We start from the raw sequence: 16,909 nt of genomic DNA, 5'->3' as shown, positions 1-16,909 counted from the left end.
CTACAATTCTATGCTCATGCCGTCGTAAGCCACTTCGACATTACGCCGCACCAGCTCGGCTCGCTCAGGGGAGTCTTCATCGAGGATCGGGTTGGTGTTGTTGATGTGGATAAGTACCTTGCGCTGCTCGGGCAACTGCTCCAGTACTTCGAGCATGCCGCCGGGGCCGTTCTGTGCCAAGTGGCCCATCTCGCGACCGGTGCGGGTGCCGACGCCACGGCGCTGCATTTCATCGTCGTCCCACATCGTGCCGTCCACCAGCAGGCAATCGCTGCCGGCCATGATCTCCAGCAGCGGCGCGTCGACCTTGCCCAGGCCCGGGGCGTAGAACAGTTTGCCGCCGGTGCGCAGGTCTTCGACGATCAGGCCGATGTTGTCGCCAGGGTGCGGGTCGAAGCGGTGCGGCGAGTAGGGCGGCGCGGCGCTGCGCAGTGGCAGCGGGGTGAAACGCAGGTTGGGGCAGGCGGGGATGGTGAAGCTGGCGTCCAGCTCAATGCGGTTCCAGGCCAGGCCGCCATTCCAGTGCGTGAGCATGGTGAACAGCGGGAAGCCGGTGCTCAAATCTTCGTGGACCATGTCGGTGCACCACACCTGGTGCGGGCAGCCTTCGCGCAGGCTCAACAGGCCAGTGGTGTGGTCGATCTGGCTGTCCATCAGGATTATCGCGCTGATGCCGGTGTCGCGCAGGGCACGGCCGGGTTGCATCGGTGCAAAGCCTTGCAACTGCGCGCGGATATCCGGCGACGCGTTGCACAGCACCCAATTGACGCCATCGTCGGAGATCGCGATGGATGATTGAGTACGCGCCAGGGCCCGCAGGCTGCCGTCGCGAAAGCCTGCGCAGTTCACGCAGTTGCAGTTCCACTGCGGGAAGCCACCGCCGGCGGCGGAACCTAGAATCTGGACAAACATGATCGCTCCATCAGCAAAGCTCAAAACAAAAACGCCCCGGACGAGCCGAGGCGTTGTATTACTCAGCCAATCAACGGCTGGCGAAGTACATGGTGACTTCGAAACCAATACGCAGATCAGTGTAAGCAGGTTTGGACCAAGACATATTTATACTCCTACGAAGGGATGGGACGTTCAATACTCATACATATAGTCCACCTCCAACCGGAGATGTTCAGAGGTGTGCGTATGGATGTTACGCAATTCTTTTCAAGTTAGCGCTGTCTTGGTGGCAAAAGCCTTTTGCAGGGCCAGCAATGATCAGCCTGCCGCGTGCCAGGAACCCTTGATGGACGGGCCGTTGGCCACACAGCGCCAGCCGCCAGCAGCGTCGTTGAGTTGCCGTGCGGCGTGCTGCAAATCCTCGCGTGTACGGGTTTGGATCAGTTGCTGAAGCGGCTCCAGATAACCCGACGAATGGTCGGCCAACTGCGCTTGCCAGAGCAGCTCGGCCGCTTGGGCGATGGGTAATGCCTGGGCAGTGAATTGCTGCGCCAGGGTCTGGTTGCCCAGGTCGGCATTGTTGGCGATTAACGCCGGCATTTGCGCCAGGAAGGTCTGCAGGTGTTCGAAGATCCCAGCCAGGGAGACGCTTGGGGATTGCACGCCGAACAGCAGGCCGGTTTGCCCGTTGATCTGTCGGATGCCGCTGAATACGGCGTAGCCGACTTGCAGTTCGACCCGCAGGCGTTGGTAAAACGGCGCGTGGAGCAGATGCCCGAGCAGTCGCCATGCCGCTTCATCGGCCAGGGTTTGGGTTGGCGTTGGGCAAAACAGCAGCAACGCGGCTTCGCTGGAGTCGGTTTTCACCGGGTGCCAGAACCGCTGGCCGTCGAGGCTTTGGCGCGTGTATTCAAGGCTTGCCGGCTGGCCGGGCAATCGCACTGCTGCGGTTTTGATCGCCGCTTCACACGCGGCGGGCAAACCGATTCCCAGACCTTGCCAGCGCGCGGTGCTCCATGGCGCTGACGTCTCGCTGGCTCCCGAACTGCCGACACAACAAGCAGGCAACGCCTTGAGCAATTCCCGAATCGCAATCATCGGCGTTGATGTGGAAGGCGACGGCAGTTCATCGGACCGGCTCAGGTTAAGCGCTAGCGCTTCGACCACGGCCGGCATCGGTTCGTGAAGGCCGACCATTTTCACCCGCCAGTCATTGGCGAGGGTCTCGAAAGACAATTCGATTCCAGCCTGGCGAGCATGCTCACGCAACGGCTGTAATGGGTTTTCCAGCCCGGCGGGCACGCCGCCATCAAATCGCCAATGCAGATACAGCGCGCCCTCATCCGTGTCATCCGCCAAGGCTTGGCTGAAGGTCAGCGCCGACACGTCTCGACGTCCCCGCGAGCGATCCTGGGCAAAGGTGCGCAAGCCACGGTGGGCGCTGGTCTGGCCGCGAATCAGGCCGGCGCGCTCTTCTTTGACCGGTGGGCGCAGGAATGGATTGTTGGGCGGCAATTGCCAAGCGTGCTGGGGAGGTGGCAGGTGCAGTGAGTCGAGCAGGCTCTTCAGGGCTGCGATGCCCGGCCCCGACAGGTCTTCGCTGTCGTTGCGAGCCAGTGCCAGGGCGCCTTGGACCTGTTGCTGGCGAGCGTTCAGCAAGGCGAACTCTTCTCGCAACAGCGTCCAATCGCTCTGTGCGAAAAAGCTCAACCAGTCGTGCAACAACACTTTGGTCTGAGTAACCGACTCGCCTTGAGTGACGAGGGTAAAGTCGATATCCAGCAGCGCTTGCCCGGCGAAGTGATACAGCACGGATGCTTGCAGTGCGCTCGCCAGCTTTCGCGCTTTCAGCTCCGCCAGCAAACCGCCGGGCGCCGAGGCGTTGAGCCAGGAGCAGAGAAAATCCAGTGCTTGGCGGGGTACGTCACAGGCAATGACGTGGTGCAAGTGATGATTGGCGGCGTGTTGATAGGCGTGTGCTGCGCCTTGCATCAGTGCGGGCGGTTCGGCCTGGGGGTGCAAAGGCCCCGAGGCTAATGCTTCGCTGAATTGCTGCGCCAAGGCTTGCAGTTCATCCAGCGGCTGCGGGCCTGCAAGGCTCAAGGTCATCTGCCCGCTTTGGTAAAAGTGCGCGTGGAATTCCCGCAGTGCTTGCTGAAATGCCTCACGCTCCACCGGCAAACTGTCGCGATTGCCCGCGTGAAAACCGCGCAGAGGGTGATCAGCCGCCAAACCCTCCAGCAGCGCAACCTCCTGCTGCGCCTTGGCATCCTGGGACCAGGCGATAAACTCCGCGTGCACCACTTCGCGCTCACGCAACTGATCTTCAATCGCCAAGCACGGGTGGGCCAGCATGTCCGCCAGGCGCTCCAGCCCATCGGTAAAGGCCGCCACCGGCAGTTCAAAGAAGAAGTCGGTGGTGCGTTCGCGGGTGCTGGCGTTGACCTGCCCACCGTGGCGTTGCACGTAGGCCATCAAGCCTTCGCTTGTGGGAAAGCGCTCGGTGCCGAGAAACAACAAATGCTCAAGGAAATGCGCCAGCCCCGGCCAGGCCAAGGGCACGTCATGGCTGCCAGCGGCCACGCGTAAAACGGCAGCGCAACGCTTCAGGCGCGGCGCATGGCGCAGGGAAACCCGCAGGCCGTTGGCCAGGGTCAGGTGAAGGTGGTGAGGGTGGGCCGGCGCAGGCATGGGCACTTCCGAAACGTAGGATGTGGCCATGTTAACAAACCGCTGACAAACCGGCTGGGTCAGGGCTTATGCAGTGCGCCGTACAACTCCGGGCGACGGTCTTGCAGGTAGTGATTGGCGGCGCGTGCATCAAGGATCGACTGGCGATCCAGCTCCCCGACGATCAAGGCCTCATCCAACCCGGCCTGGGCGATGCGCTGGCCATTGGGCGCAGCAATGCTGCTTTGCCCGCAATAGTGAATCTCGCCTTCCTGCCCGCAGTAATTGGCGTAAGCCACATAACACTGGTTTTCAAAGGCCCGCGCACGCACGGTCACGTCGGCGACAAAGTCGAACGGCACCATATTGGCGGTGGGCACCAGGATCAACTCGGCGCCGGCCAGGGCCAGGCGACGGGTATTTTCCGGAAACTCCAGGTCGTAGCAGATCAGGAAACCGAGCTTCCAGCCGTTCAATTCCACCAGCGGGAAAGCATCTTCCCCGGCACTGAACATCGAGTGGTCCAGATCGCCAAACAGGTGGGTCTTGCGGTAGTTGCAGAGGCGCTGGCCATGGGCGTCGATCAACTGCACGGCGTTGTAGATCTGGCCATCCTCGGCCCGCTCCGGGTAGCCGTACAGAATCGCCAGCCCGGCGCTTTTGGCAAGTGCAGCTATCGCCTGTGCCGAGGCGCCATCCTGTGCTTCAGCCAGCGCGCCAACGGCTTCGGCGCCGATGTTATAGCCGCTGAGAAACATCTCCGGCAGCACCAGCACATCGGCATCCGACGCCTCATGCGCGAGCTGGTGCAGGCGCTTGAGGTTACCGGCTACATCCAGCGGCAGCGGTGGGCATTGGTACAGGGCGACGCGCATACTCAACTCCTTAATCGGCCAGGGCGATTGGGCCGATTTCGTCAAATACATCTCCCGGCCCTGGGTTCTGCGGATGCGTGCTGCCGCCGAAGTGGGTCATGATGCCCCACACCGCGTTCAGCGAGGTTTGTACCGCGCCTTCCACCCAGGCGGGTGTCCAGGAGACGTCGTCACCGGCGATAAAAATCCCACGTTGTTCGGCGGGCATGTCCTTCTGCATGAAGTGCGCATACATCCGCTGGTTGTAGCGATAGTGGCCGGGCAACGCGCCTTTGAAAGCCCCAAGGAAGTGCGGGTCGGCTTCCCAGGACACCGTGATCGGGTCGCCGATGATGCGCGCCTTGATATCGACTTTAGGGTAGATCTTCTTCAGCGCATCAAGGGCCAATTTCACGCGCTTGTCGATGGGCTGCGGCAGCATTTTCAGCGCGTCGCTCATCCACGAGTACGACAGGCAAATCACGCCCGGCTTGTCGTCACCATTGTCGAACAGATAAGTGCCACGGGTCAGGCGATCGGTGAGGGTCATGCTCATCAAGTCGCGGCCGGTTTCCGGGTCTTTGTCTTTCCAGAACGGGCGGTCAACCATCACGAAGGTTTTCGACGACTGCATATAGCGGGTGCGATCCAGTGCCATCCACATTTTCTGCGAGAACAGGGTTTCGTCGCATTCGATCTGGGTGGTCAGTAGCCAGCTTTGGCAGGTGGTCAGTACGGCGGCGTATTCACGCGTGTCGCCATAGTTGTCGGTCACGGCAAAGCGGCCATCGGCGGCGTGGGCAATACGGCTCACACCGGCCCGTGGCGCACCGCGATGCAGCGAGCTGAGGCTGGTGCCGGCGGGCCAGTGCGCACAACGTTCCGGCACATGGCGCCAAATGCCCATGGGCACTTGCGCCACGCCGCCGACCACCAAGTGCTGGTGGTCGTCGCAGTTGGTCATCACCACGCGGAAAATTTCCAGCATCGAGTTAGGGAAGTCCGAGTCCCAGCCGCCGGTGCCGAAACCCACTTGGCCAAACACTTCGCGGTGCGCGAAAGACAGTTTGGCGAACGCCTTGGAGGTGGCGACGAAGTCATAGAACGTGCGGTCGTCCCACAGCGGCACCAGCTTGTTCCACAGCTCTTTGAGGCGTGGCACGTCGCGGTCGCGGATGGCCTGCTGGATATCACCGAACTGCGAGCCGGCTTCCAGCGCATCGGCCCAGGCGTCAGCGACTTCCTGGAACAGCACCGGCAAGTCAGAGAGTTTTTGCGCGTAGTGGGTCTGGCCTTCGAGGTCGACCACGGTGCTGCCGGAGGCCGGCGTCAGCGGGTTGGGGAAGGGTTTGGTCTCCAGGCCCAACTTGTCCACATAGTGGTAGAACGCGGTGGACGACACCGGAAAACGCATGCCGCCCAACTCGGCGATGATGCCCTCGGCCCCTTCAAACGCCTGGGAGCGCAAACGGCCGCCCATCTTCGAGGCTTCGTACACCACGGGCTTCAGGCCCAGCTTCATCAGCTCGTAAGCGGCTACAAGGCCCGCGATCCCGGCCCCGACAATCGCCACTTCCGCGCCATGGTTGGCCGCGGGGATGCTGCCCAGGCCAGCCGGGTGTTCGATCCAGTCATCAAAGGCAAACGGAAAGTCCGGGCCAAAGATGGTGATAGGCTTTTTACCGTCGGCGGGGTGGCGATGGGTCTTGCTGATGGTGCTGGACGGAATGCTCATGGCTGACCTTACTGACGACTCGGCGGGAGGTGGCCCGTTGAGTATAGGAAAAGATGGCAGCCAGTTTAGGCAGCGTAGCGTTCGTTATTAAGACTCAATGTGTCGTCGGATTGAGCTGTTTTTAGTCAGAGTGACGAACGTGGTGGTCAGATTGGCTGTCCGCGATCCAATTTGTTACTGAGGATGATCGAAGTAGTGGTTTTCTCCACACCGTCGACACTGCCGATCTGGTCCAGCAATTGATCCAGTTGCTCCGGCGAATCCGTGCGCAGCCAGGCCACGTAATCGAACTCGCCACTCACCGCACACAACTGCTGCACCTGCGCCATGGCACTCAGCCTGCGCAGCACTTCCTTGCCCGAGCGCGCTTGCACGGTGATCCCCACATAAGCCTGCAAACCGCCATCGACCACCCGCTGCCCGAGGCGCACGCCATAACCGGTAATCACCTGGGTTTTTTCCAGGCGCGCCAGGCGCGACGTCACCGTAGTGCGCGCAATACCCAACTGCCGGGCAAGCATGGCCACGCTTTCGCGGGCGTTGATCTGCAAGGCAGCGATCAGTTGGCGATCGATTTCATCGAGGACGGGCAAGGGGAGCTCCAGTGCGGGCGGCAATGGGTCGCCATGTTACAGGCTTGCGCCCTTCTGGAGCGGTGCGATCTGCGAGATTAAGGCGCCTTGCATACTTTCGCAGCGGCAGCATCGTTCGGGATAAACGAGTCCGGCGTGCCAGGCTTGAGCACTACGTAGCCACGACGCCACGGCTGATCGTCGATTAGATTCCAACGATGGCCGGTGCCGGTATTGTCTTCAGCGACCAGCACTTCACCGGGGTGCAGGGTGAACGTCTCGCCGCCTCGGGTAGCAAAGCAGTTGGGGACAATTAACAAATCTTTCATTGCAGAAAAGGGCGAGAGGGCCAGCGTTCCCCATTTCCAAACGCCAGACACACAAAAGCCGCGCAGTGCGCGGCTTTCTTGTTTGGTGGGCCCAGTAGGACTCGAACCTACGACCAAGGGATTATGAGTCCCCTGCTCTAACCAACTGAGCTATAGGCCCTCAGTAGGTCGCGGATTATAACGATGGTTTCCCCACTGTGCCATCCGAAAAGTCTGAAACCCTCATATGAAGAAAAGCCTCGGCAAAAAGCTCGGGCGGCAGGGGCAGGCTGACGATGTAGCCTTGCATCTGTTCACAGCCTTCGGCAGCGAGGAATGCCTGCTGTGCGGGGTTTTCCACGCCTTCGGCGATGATGGTGAATTGCATGCTGTGGCCTAGGGCGATGATGGCGCGCACGATGGCGGCGTCGTGGGGGTCGTCGGGCAGGCCGCGTACGAAGGATTGGTCGATCTTCAGGAAGTCCAGCGGCAGGCGCTTGAGGTAGCTGAGGGATGAATAGCCGGTGCCGAAGTCATCAATCGCCAGTTGCACGCCCAGGCGTTTGAGTTGGTGCAGTACTTCCAGTGCTTCTTCGGCCTGGCTCATGATGAAGTTTTCGGTGATTTCCAGTTGCAGGCAGCCGGGCTCCAGGCGGTAGTCGCGCAGGAGCTGTTCGATGCGTGCGAGCAGGCCGGGGTGGCGCAGTTGGGCGCCGGCAAGGTTGACCGACAGTGGGCCGAAGTCATCGAAGGCTTCTTTCCACTGGTGCATCTGACGGCATGCCTGTTCCAGTACCCAGTCACCGATCTGCAGGATCATGCCGTTCTCTTCGGCCAGGGCGATGAAGTGTTCAGGCGGCACATCACCAAAGGTCGGATGGTGCCAGCGAATCAGGGCTTCGGCGCCGATCAGTTCCTGGGTGATCAGGCTCAGCTTCGGCTGGTAGTACAAAAATAACTCTTCACGCTCGATGGCGCGGCGCAGTTCGTGTTCCAGGGCCACGCGTTCGTTGGCCTGGGCGGTGAGGTCTTGGGTGTAGCTTTCGACGCGGTTGCGGCCCTTGGCCTTGGAGCGGTACATCGCCGCGTCGGCGTTTTTGACCAGGGTGGCGACGTCGGTGCCGTCCTGTGGGTACAGGCTGGTGCCGATACTAGCGCTGATAAAGAACTCGTGCTCGCCGGCCTGGAACGGCGGGGTGAAGCAGGCGAGCAGTTTATTGGCCAGGTGCTCGGCATCGCTGGCGTGCTGCAGGCCGGGCAGCAGGATGATGAATTCGTCGCCGCCCAGGCGAGCCACGGTGTCGACGTCGCGCAGTTGGTCTTTGAGGCGCACGGCGATGTCTTTGAGCAGCAGGTCGCCGACGGGGTGGCCAAGGCTGTCATTGATGTGTTTGAAACGGTCCAGGTCGAGGAATAGCACCGCGCCTTGGTTGCCGCTTTCTTGCTGGCCATTAAGTGCCGCCTGCAGCCGGTTTTCGAACAGGGTGCGGTTAGGCAGGCCCGTCAGTGGATCATGATGCGCCTGGTAGTCGAGGCGCGCCTGGGCATGCTTAAGGCTGGAGATGTCGGCAAACACGGCAACAAAGTGGGTGATCAGTTGCTCGCGGTTGCGCACGGCATTGATGGTCAGCCAACTGGGGTACAACTCGCCGTTCTTGCGGCGGTTGGAGATCTCGCCCTGCCAGTGCCCCTGGGCGGTCAGTTGGTGCCACATGGCCGCATAGAACGCGCTGTCGTGCAGGCCGGAAGCGAGCAGGCGCGGCGTACTGCCGAGGGCTTCGGCTTCGCTGTAGCCGGTGATTTCGCTGAAGGCGCGGTTGACGGCGCTGATGTTCTGCCGGGTGTCGGTGATCAATACGCCTTCGGCCGTACTTTCGAACACCGTCGCGGCCTGTTGCAGCTTTTCCTGCATGAATTGGCGTTCGGTGATGTCCCGGGCGATGGTCAGCATGCAATCTTCATCGCCGATGGGCAGTGGGCGGCTGGACACTTCACAGAGGCGAATCTGGCCGTCGTTGCGGCGTATGTGGCAGACGAAATCGCGGACAAGCCCGTCGCGCTGCATCAGTTCCAGCATGTGTTTGCGTTCGTTGAGGTCGACCCAAATGCCCAGTTCCAAGGTGGATTGGTCGAGCGACGTTGCGCTGGTGAACCCGGTCAGCCGGCTGAAACCGTCATTCACTTCAATCAGCAGCCCATCGCGCTGGCGGCTGAGCAGCAAGCCATCGGGTGAGGCGTGGAAGGCCTTGGCGAATTTCTCTTCGGAGGTTTGCAGTTGTTGCTGGGTTTCCTTGAGCGGGGTGATGTCACGCACCACCACCACCAAGGCTTCGGTGGTGTCGAGTTGGAATGGCTCTGCCGAGATCAACCCGGTAAAGGTTTGGCCGTTGCTGCGCCGAAAAGGCATTTCCAGGTTGCGGATGCTGGTGGTTTGCACCCGTTGCAGCAGGTCGGGACCGACGCCTTGAATGCCCCAGATATCTAATTCGGTGGCGGTTTTGCCCACCACGTCTGCGGCGCTCAGGCCGATCTGGTCCTCAAACGCCTTGTTGACCTCCAGAAGGCAGCCATCGGACAAGCGCGCAATCACCAAGATGTCCGGGCATTGCTGGAACACCGAGGCAAATTTCTCCTCGGACAATTGCAAGGCTTCTTCGGTGCGCTTGGCTTCGCTGATATCGATCATCAGGCCGCGCAGTACTGGCTCATGCCCGTGCTCGATGAGGCTGACAATGTCGCGCACCCACAAGCAGCGGCCGTCGGCGGTGATTACCCGATAATCGACGCTGTGATCACGGTTGGCGCGGGTTTCCTGGTAGCAGTAGGCCTCGGCACGTGTCAGGTCGGCGGGGTGGATGATGTTGCGCCAGAAGCCTGGAATCAGCCAATGCGCACGCGGGTAGCCGAGCAAGTCTTCGGCATGGGGCGACACGTAGCTGTAGGTGAAATCGGTGATGCTGGCCTCCCAGGCGATGGCGGACAGGCTCTCCACCAGGCCGCGGTAGTGGTATTCGCTGCTGCGCAGTTCTTGCTCGAGGGCCACCCGGCGGGAGATTTCCGAGCTGAGCCGGCGGTTGATCCGAATCACAATGGCCAGCACGGTGCTCAGCAGCAGCACTGCCGGCAGGCCGTACATCAGCAGGTCGGACCAAAACGTGCGGTGATCGGTGATGCTGCCGACCCAGTGTTGCTGGATGGCGTCGGTTTCGCTGGGGCTGAGGTCGGCGAGGACCTTGTCGAGGATGCCCACCAGCATTTTCTCATCCCGCGGCACGCCCATTGCCAGCTGATAGCGGTAGGGCGTTTCGCCGCTGACGTATAAACCATCGAGCTTGAGCTGGCGCAGGCTCCAGACGCTGGACGCGAGGTCGCCGACCACGGCATCCACTTCGTCGGTGGCCAGGGCTTGCAGCGTCGAGCTGACGTTGGGCAAAGCCACCAGGTTGAGGTCGGGATGGTGGGTGCGCAGCAATTCATGGGGGGCGTAGTTTTCCACTACGGCGATCTTCAGCCCGTAAAGGTCCTTGAGGTTGCGCGGTTTCGCGCCGCCTTCATGGGCGAGGATGACAATAGGGAAATCCAGGTACGGGCGCGTAAAGGCCAGGAAGCTCTGGCGCTCCGGCGTGGACATGATGCCGGGCAGCAGGTCGAGCTGGTTGTTTTTGGCCTGCTCAAGCACGGCGGTCCAGTTGACCGGCTCGATCAGCTTGATTCTGACGCCCAGGCGGTCCTGGATCAGGCGGATGTAATCAGCGGCCAAGCCCTGATAGCGGCCATTTTCATCACGGTATTCGAAGGGTGGCCATGAGGCGTCCACCCCAAGGCGCAGCTCCTGATGGTCCGACAGCCAGCCACGCTCTTCATCAGTAAGAGTCAACGCGCCAGCCGTTGCGGTCCAGGTCAGCAGCGACAGCAGTATCACGGTCGGCAGTCTGGGCATAACGGTCTCGTTATGGCACGGGGAATGTTTCGAGTGTAGACGGGCATTGCGGGGGAGGGGGGCGCGGCAGTTAATCTATAGAAAGTAATCGGCACAAAGCAAAACCCCCGGCCTGGGCCGGGGGTTTTGGTATCACTCGTCGAGGAAGGAGCGTAGATGCTCGCTTCGCGTCGGGTGGCGCAACTTGCGCAGCGCCTTGGCTTCGATCTGACGGATCCGCTCGCGGGTCACGTCAAACTGCTTACCGACTTCCTCAAGGGTGTGGTCGGTATTCATGTCGATGCCGAAACGCATGCGCAGTACCTTGGCTTCACGGGCAGTGAGGCCGGACAGTACGTCGCGAGTCGCTTCTTTCAAGCTCTCAACAGTGGCGACATCGATTGGCGACTGCATAGTCGAGTCTTCGATGAAGTCACCCAAGTGGGAGTCTTCGTCATCACCAATCGGCGTTTCCATGGAGATCGGCTCTTTAGCGATCTTCAATACCTTGCGGATTTTATCCTCAGGCATTTCCATGCGTTCGCCCAGCTCTTCCGGGGTCGGTTCGCGACCCATTTCCTGCAACATCTGCCGGGAAATACGGTTGAGCTTGTTGATGGTCTCGATCATGTGCACCGGAATACGGATGGTGCGGGCCTGGTCGGCGATCGAGCGAGTGATCGCCTGACGGATCCACCAGGTGGCATAAGTCGAGAACTTGTAGCCGCGACGGTATTCGAACTTGTCCACAGCCTTCATCAAGCCGATGTTGCCTTCCTGGATCAGATCGAGGAATTGCAGGCCACGGTTGGTGTACTTCTTGGCGATGGAGATCACCAGACGCAAGTTCGCTTCAACCATCTCTTTCTTCGCGCGGCGGGCCTTGGCCTCACCGATCGACATGCGACGGTTGATGTCCTTGATCTCGGCAATCGTCAGACCGGTTTCGGTCTGCAGCGCAGTCAGCTTCTGCTGGCAACGGATGATGTCGGGCTGCAGGCGACCAATGGCTTCGGCGTATTTTGCCTTGCCCTTGGCCAGTGCGTCGGTCCAGCTTTCGTCAACTTCGTTGCCCGGGAACTGGCGCAGGAAGTCAGTACGCGGCATGCGTGCATCACGTACACAGAGCTGCATGATTGCGCGCTCTTGGGCACGCAGACGCTCAAGGGCACTGCGAACACGCTCAACCAGGCCTTCGAATTGCTTCGGCACCAGCTTGATTGGCATGAACAGCTCAGCCAGGGCTACCAGCTCGGCGATTGCCAGCTTGTTGCCACGACCGTGCTTTTTCAGGGCCTTGCGGGTGATTTCCATTTGATCGGAAACCGCACCGAAACGCTGGGCAGCGACGATTGGGTCCGGGCCGCTTTCGACTTCATCTTCGTCGTCGGTGCTGGCTTCAGCCTCGTCGTCATCAGTGTCGTCGTCAGCTTTAACCGCCTTCGGGTCGACTGGCGGCGGTACTTCGGCGGCAGGCGGCGCAATGCCGTCGTCCGGGTCGATGTAACCGCTCAAGACGTCAGACAGGCGACCACCTTCGGTGGTGACGCGGGTGTACTCGGAGAGAATGTGGTCAACCGTGCCAGGGAAGTGCGCGATTGCGCCCATCACTTCACGGATGCCCTCTTCGATACGCTTGGCGATTTCAATTTCGCCTTCGCGTGTCAGCAACTCGACCGTACCCATTTCGCGCATATACATGCGCACAGGGTCCGTCGTGCGACCGATATCGGTCTCCACTGCTGCCAACGCTGCTGCTGCCTCTTCGGCCGCCGCTTCGTCGGTATCGGCGTCGGCCAGCATAAGGGAATCCTTATCTGGCGCAACCTCGAATACGTTGATCCCCATGTCATTAATCATGCGGATGATGTCTTCCACCTGCTCTGGATCTGAAATATCCTCAGGCAGGTGGTCGTTGACCTCCGCGTAAGTCAGGTAACCCTGCTCACGACCGAGTGTGATCAACTCTTTGATACGAGACTGCTGTTGCGCTTTTCCGGACATAACACCCTATCCACTGAAGGTCTTGGCGGGCAAAAAACAAGCCGAGGATTATACCCGAGCTATGACCTCACGCGCCAGCTGAGGTCGGGTTTGATGCGGAAACATTCTGTTTTAAGAGGTCGCGCATCTGTTTTGCTATCTGAATTTGCTCTTCAGCCGACAATCCCGGCTGTCTTGCTCTTTTGATGAGTTCGTCGAGGGTCTGCGTATGCTGACCCGCGGATAACCTAGTAATGGTGTCTAAAAACTGTTGTTCAAGGTTATCGCCGTCAATTAGCCACTCCTTTTCTGCGAGTGCTCTCAAGAGGCGGCCTTGTTCGGTGCCATGCCAACGAGCCATAAGCTGAATTGAGTTTAGCTTAGGATTTTTCTGTACCGCCCCGATCAAGGCGATCAGTACCTGCGCATAGGTGTTGCTTTCGTTGGCAAAATGATCAGCGCTCTCGACCTTCTTGGCCAATTGCGGGTGGTGGATAAGCGTGCGCAACGCAATAAGCGTCGGTGCTTCCACCGCCACTGGCGTACGTGGCGCGTAGGCTTCATCGCGGTCGCCGCGTTTGCCGTTCTTGCTCCAGGGTTTCTTATCCCATTTCTTGCCGCCGGCGCCGGGTTTCTTCGGTGTCCACTCCTGCTGGGGCGTGAACGCATCCTGCGGTTGGTGGAAGTCTGAATAGTCCGGCATGGCGTCGTAATCCATGCCCGGGTCGTACGCCGGTGGCGCATTTTGTGGTGCGTTGTGCACCAGCTGGCTGACGGCTTCACCGCTCAAACCGGTGATTTCCAGCAGGCGCATGCGCATCAGTGATTTCAGGTTGGCGCCCGGCACTTTGTCGATCAGCGGTGCTGCGAGGGTAGCCATATGGGCCTTGCCTTCGAGCGAGCGCGGGTCGGCTTCTTCGGTCAATTGCTGGAAGAAATAGTCCGCCAGTGGTTGCGCGTGTTGATTGATGCGCGCACGGAACGCGTCGGTACCTTCGGAGCGCACCAGGGTGTCCGGGTCTTCGCCTTCGGGTAGGAACAGGAAGCGCGCACGGCGGCCATCCTGCAGGCTCGACAGCGTGGCTTCGAGTGCGCGCCAGGCGGCGTTGCGGCCGGCCTGGTCACCGTCGAAACAGAACAGTACGTTGGGCACCACGCGAAACAGGCGTTTCATGTGTTCTTCGCTGGTGGCGGTGCCCAGGGTGGCCACGGCGTTACGCAGGCCTTGCTGGGCGAGCGCGATCACGTCCATATAGCCTTCAACCACGATGATTTCATCGAGGTTGCGGTTGTTTTTGCGCGCTTCGAACAGCCCGTAGAGCTCCTGGCCCTTATGAAACACCGGGGTTTCCGGGGAGTTCAGGTACTTGGGCTTGTCGTCGCCGAGTACGCGGCCACCGAACGCGATGATCCGGCCACGGCTGTCGCGGATCGGGAACATCACGCGGTCGCGGAAACGGTCATAGCGCTTGCCGGTCTCGGCGTTTTCCACCAGCAGGCCAGCGTCGATCATGGCTTTCTGCTGCAGGGTGTCGCTGCTCAGGTGCTTGTACAGGTTGTCCCAGCCGGGCGGCGCGAAACCCAGGCCGAAGTCCCGGGCGATTTCACCGGTGAGGCCGCGACCCTTGAGGTACTCAACGGCGGCCTTGCGCTGCGGATGGCTTTTAAGCGCCTGACGGTAGAAGTCGGCAGCGGCCGTCAGCAGCGGGTACAGCGGCGAGTCGGTGGGTTGGCGCGGCTTGTGCGGGCGGCCACTTTCTTCGCGAGGTATTTCCATGCCCGCGGCTTTCGCCAGTTCCTCGACGGCCTGGGGGAAGTCCAGGTTGTCGTGGTCCATGATGAAGCCGAGGGCATTGCCGCCCGCGCCGCAGCCGAAGCAGTAGTAGAACTGCTTGTCGGGGCTGACGCTGAACGAGGGGGTTTTTTCTTTGTGGAACGGGCAGCAGGCGGTGTAGTTCTTGCCAGCCTTCTTCATTTGCACGCGAGAGCTGACAACATCGACGATGTCGGTGCGGTTCAGAAGGTCGTCAATAAAGCTCTGGGGAATTAGCCCGGCCATGGCGTTCTCGTCATCACTGCGTGTCAATGAGGCCCGCGAAGTGCTCAGGCGCGCATTATGCGGCTCGATCAGCTTTCGTCTGGTTGGGCTGTCAGGGAGTGTATCTGCCGAACATTCACTGACGTTAATTTCTATCAGTGTTCGGCTTTGAAATGTTGCCCTGGCGTCCGGTGTTGGCCAATAAAGGGCCTCGGAAACGCATCGTTGGGCACAGCCGACACAGTTGATCGTCTGCTTAAAAGAATGAGTGTGCTCGTCAGTAGCCTTGTTAGGCTCGTCAGAAGAGACGCGCACCGCTGGCAAAAGAGCCAGTCCTGACGTTTGAAGCAGTGTCTCGGTCGCATGTGCGGCGTCGACGATGAAGCATCAAGCGATATCCGCAAATGCCAATAGCCCGGCTGAGGGCCGGGCTTGGCAGAAGCTTGCTACGTAAGTCTGTGTATTAGTACAGACGAACGGCGCGGCGCTGCTCGCGCTGAACTTTCTTAGCGTGACGCTTAACAGCGGCTGCTGCTTTACGCTTACGCTCAGAAGTTGGCTTCTCATAAAATTCGCGGCTACGAACTTCAGCCAGAACACCGGCTTTTTCGCAGGAGCGCTTGAAACGACGCAGAGCTACGTCGAAGGGTTCGTTCTCTTTTACTTTGACGGCTGGCATCCAGAGCTACCTTCTTTCATTACCGGGAATCAACGTTCTCATCGCAAAAAATTCGCGGCTGAGGTCGTCGGTTTTTAAGGGTTGCGGATGTTAACCCCTCATTGCCCGGAATGCAAAGCCTCTGATCGAAAACCGCTAGTCGGGAGGGGGAGTGGCGACTATTATGCGCGCCTTCGAATTCAGCCTCTACAAGGCGCAAACCCATGCTAGTACTGGGACTTGAAACCTCCTGCGACGAAACCGGTGTCGCACTTTACGACAGTGAACGCGGGCTTTTGGCCGATGCACTGTTCAGCCAGATCGACCTGCACCGCGCCTATGGCGGCGTGGTGCCGGAGCTCGCCAGCCGTGATCACGTCAAACGCATGCTGCCGTTGATTCGCCAGGTGCTGGACGAGGCTGGCTGCGTGCCGACCGAGATTGACGCGATTGCCTACACCGCCGGCCCCGGATTGGTCGGAGCCCTGCTGGTTGGGGCCTCTTGCGCCCAGGCGCTGGCGTTTGCCTGGGGCATTCCGGCCCTCGGCGTGCACCATATGGAAGGCCATTTACTGGCGCCTATGTTGGAAAAAACACCGCCGCAGTTCCCGTTCGTCGCTTTGTTGGTGTCGGGTGGGCATACGCAGCTGGTTCAGGTCGATGGGATCGGCCAATACACACTGTTGGGCGAGTCTTTGGACGATGCCGCCGGTGAAGCGTTCGACAAAACCGCGAAGATGATGGGCCTCAATTATCCCGGCGGCCCGGAAATCGCGCGCCTTGCCGAAAAAGGCGTCCCAGGCCGCTACACCTTCCCGCGCCCAATGTGTGATCGCCCGGGCCTGATGTTCAGCTTCAGTGGTTTGAAAACGTCTGCGCTGAACACCTGGCAGCAGAGCGTCAGCGCCGGGGACGACAGTGAGCAAGCCCGTTGCGACATCGCACTGGCGTTCCAGCAGGCCGTGGTGGAGACTTTGACCATCAAGTGCAAGCGTGCCCTGAAACAGGCGGGCATGAAGCGCCTGGTGATCGCAGGCGGCGTCAGCGCTAACAAAGCCTTGCGCACCTCGCTGGAAAAAATGCTCGGCGACATGCAGGGCGATGTGTTCTATGCGCGCCCTGAGTTTTGCACCGACAACGGCGCGATGATCGCCTATGCCGGTTGCCAGCGCCTGCAGGCCGGGCAGCATGAAAGCCTGGCGATCAGCGTGCAGGCGCGCTGGCCGATGGAGCAACTGTCGCCGCTGTAGGCCGTTGTATGGCCGCGACGTGAGCCGG

Annotated in this window: 12 protein-coding genes and 1 tRNA gene; 1 reads left to right on the top strand and 12 read right to left on the bottom strand. The window is 60.3% G+C overall.

Annotated features, from left to right (window positions below; all coding sequences use genetic code 11):
• The 12 genes from pqqB to rpsU form a co-directional block, all read right to left on the bottom strand.
• On the bottom strand, positions 1 to 912 hold the full coding sequence (pqqB, locus tag K0P33_RS29440; protein ID WP_083356453.1) for a pyrroloquinoline quinone biosynthesis protein PqqB: 912 nt from the start codon (positions 910 to 912) through the stop codon (positions 1 to 3).
• Positions 913 to 982: 70 nt separating this feature from the next.
• A complete protein-coding gene (gene pqqA, locus K0P33_RS29435; protein WP_009045898.1) occupies positions 983 to 1,057 on the bottom strand; it encodes a pyrroloquinoline quinone precursor peptide PqqA in 75 nt (24 codons plus the stop codon).
• A gap of 155 nt (positions 1,058 to 1,212) precedes the next feature.
• A complete protein-coding gene (gene pqqF, locus K0P33_RS29430) occupies positions 1,213 to 3,585 on the bottom strand; it encodes a pyrroloquinoline quinone biosynthesis protein PqqF (protein WP_242156137.1) in 2,373 nt (790 codons plus the stop codon).
• A 59-nt stretch (positions 3,586 to 3,644) separates the two neighbouring features.
• Positions 3,645 to 4,439 carry a carbon-nitrogen hydrolase family protein gene (locus K0P33_RS29425; protein ID WP_242153034.1) on the bottom strand — a complete coding sequence of 265 codons (795 nt, stop codon included), beginning with the start codon at positions 4,437 to 4,439 and terminating at the stop codon, positions 3,645 to 3,647.
• Positions 4,440 to 4,449: 10 nt separating this feature from the next.
• Positions 4,450 to 6,132, bottom strand: a complete 1,683-nt coding sequence (locus K0P33_RS29420; protein ID WP_242156135.1) for an NAD(P)/FAD-dependent oxidoreductase — start codon at positions 6,130 to 6,132, stop codon at positions 4,450 to 4,452.
• Positions 6,133 to 6,299: 167 nt separating this feature from the next.
• Entirely contained in the window at positions 6,300 to 6,746 is a 447-nt protein-coding gene (locus K0P33_RS29415) for an Lrp/AsnC family transcriptional regulator (RefSeq protein ID WP_078734923.1), read from the bottom strand.
• Positions 6,747 to 6,823: 77 nt separating this feature from the next.
• Positions 6,824 to 7,054: a hypothetical protein gene (locus K0P33_RS29410; protein WP_242153031.1), complete on the bottom strand. Its 231-nt coding sequence runs from the start codon at positions 7,052 to 7,054 to the stop codon at positions 6,824 to 6,826.
• A gap of 83 nt (positions 7,055 to 7,137) precedes the next feature.
• A tRNA-Ile gene (locus K0P33_RS29405) sits at positions 7,138 to 7,214 on the bottom strand.
• Between the two features lie 15 nt (positions 7,215 to 7,229).
• Positions 7,230 to 10,973, bottom strand: a complete 3,744-nt coding sequence (locus K0P33_RS29400) for a bifunctional diguanylate cyclase/phosphodiesterase (RefSeq protein WP_242153027.1) — start codon at positions 10,971 to 10,973, stop codon at positions 7,230 to 7,232.
• A gap of 132 nt (positions 10,974 to 11,105) precedes the next feature.
• On the bottom strand, positions 11,106 to 12,956 hold the full coding sequence (gene rpoD / locus K0P33_RS29395; RefSeq protein ID WP_242153024.1) for an RNA polymerase sigma factor RpoD: 1,851 nt from the start codon (positions 12,954 to 12,956) through the stop codon (positions 11,106 to 11,108).
• 67 nt (positions 12,957 to 13,023) lie between these two features.
• A complete protein-coding gene (dnaG, locus tag K0P33_RS29390) occupies positions 13,024 to 14,994 on the bottom strand; it encodes a DNA primase (RefSeq protein WP_094951991.1) in 1,971 nt (656 codons plus the stop codon).
• 442 nt (positions 14,995 to 15,436) lie between these two features.
• Positions 15,437 to 15,652, bottom strand: a complete 216-nt coding sequence (gene rpsU, locus K0P33_RS29385) for a 30S ribosomal protein S21 (protein ID WP_002551877.1) — start codon at positions 15,650 to 15,652, stop codon at positions 15,437 to 15,439.
• Between the two features lie 203 nt (positions 15,653 to 15,855).
• On the opposite strand from rpsU, the gene tsaD reads away from it, so the two are divergent.
• A complete protein-coding gene (gene tsaD / locus K0P33_RS29380) occupies positions 15,856 to 16,881 on the top strand; it encodes a tRNA (adenosine(37)-N6)-threonylcarbamoyltransferase complex transferase subunit TsaD (RefSeq protein ID WP_094951990.1) in 1,026 nt (341 codons plus the stop codon).
• Positions 16,882 to 16,909: the final 28 nt, after the last annotated feature.

This window comes from Pseudomonas sp. ArH3a, from assembly GCF_022648765.1.
Lineage (GTDB): Bacteria > Pseudomonadota > Gammaproteobacteria > Pseudomonadales > Pseudomonadaceae > Aquipseudomonas.
Note: the sequence above shows the minus strand (reverse complement) of the source record. Positions and strands in the feature narration are given on the sequence as shown.

What these genes read in the sequence shown, in the direction of transcription:
- pqqF (WP_242156137.1), bottom strand. Translation starts at nt 3,585, where the DNA reads ATGCCTGCGCCGGCCCACCCTCACCACCTTCACCTGACCCTGGCCAAC.
- tsaD (WP_094951990.1), top strand. Translation starts at nt 15,856, where the DNA reads ATGCTAGTACTGGGACTTGAAACCTCCTGCGACGAAACCGGTGTCGCA.
- rpoD (WP_242153024.1), bottom strand. Translation starts at nt 12,956, where the DNA reads ATGTCCGGAAAAGCGCAACAGCAGTCTCGTATCAAAGAGTTGATCACA.
- dnaG (WP_094951991.1), bottom strand. Translation starts at nt 14,994, where the DNA reads ATGGCCGGGCTAATTCCCCAGAGCTTTATTGACGACCTTCTGAACCGC.
- K0P33_RS29400 (WP_242153027.1), bottom strand. Translation starts at nt 10,973, where the DNA reads ATGCCCAGACTGCCGACCGTGATACTGCTGTCGCTGCTGACCTGGACC.
- K0P33_RS29410 (WP_242153031.1), bottom strand. Translation starts at nt 7,054, where the DNA reads ATGAAAGATTTGTTAATTGTCCCCAACTGCTTTGCTACCCGAGGCGGC.
- pqqB (WP_083356453.1), bottom strand. Translation starts at nt 912, where the DNA reads ATGTTTGTCCAGATTCTAGGTTCCGCCGCCGGCGGTGGCTTCCCGCAG.
- K0P33_RS29425 (WP_242153034.1), bottom strand. Translation starts at nt 4,439, where the DNA reads ATGCGCGTCGCCCTGTACCAATGCCCACCGCTGCCGCTGGATGTAGCC.
- rpsU (WP_002551877.1), bottom strand. Translation starts at nt 15,652, where the DNA reads ATGCCAGCCGTCAAAGTAAAAGAGAACGAACCCTTCGACGTAGCTCTG.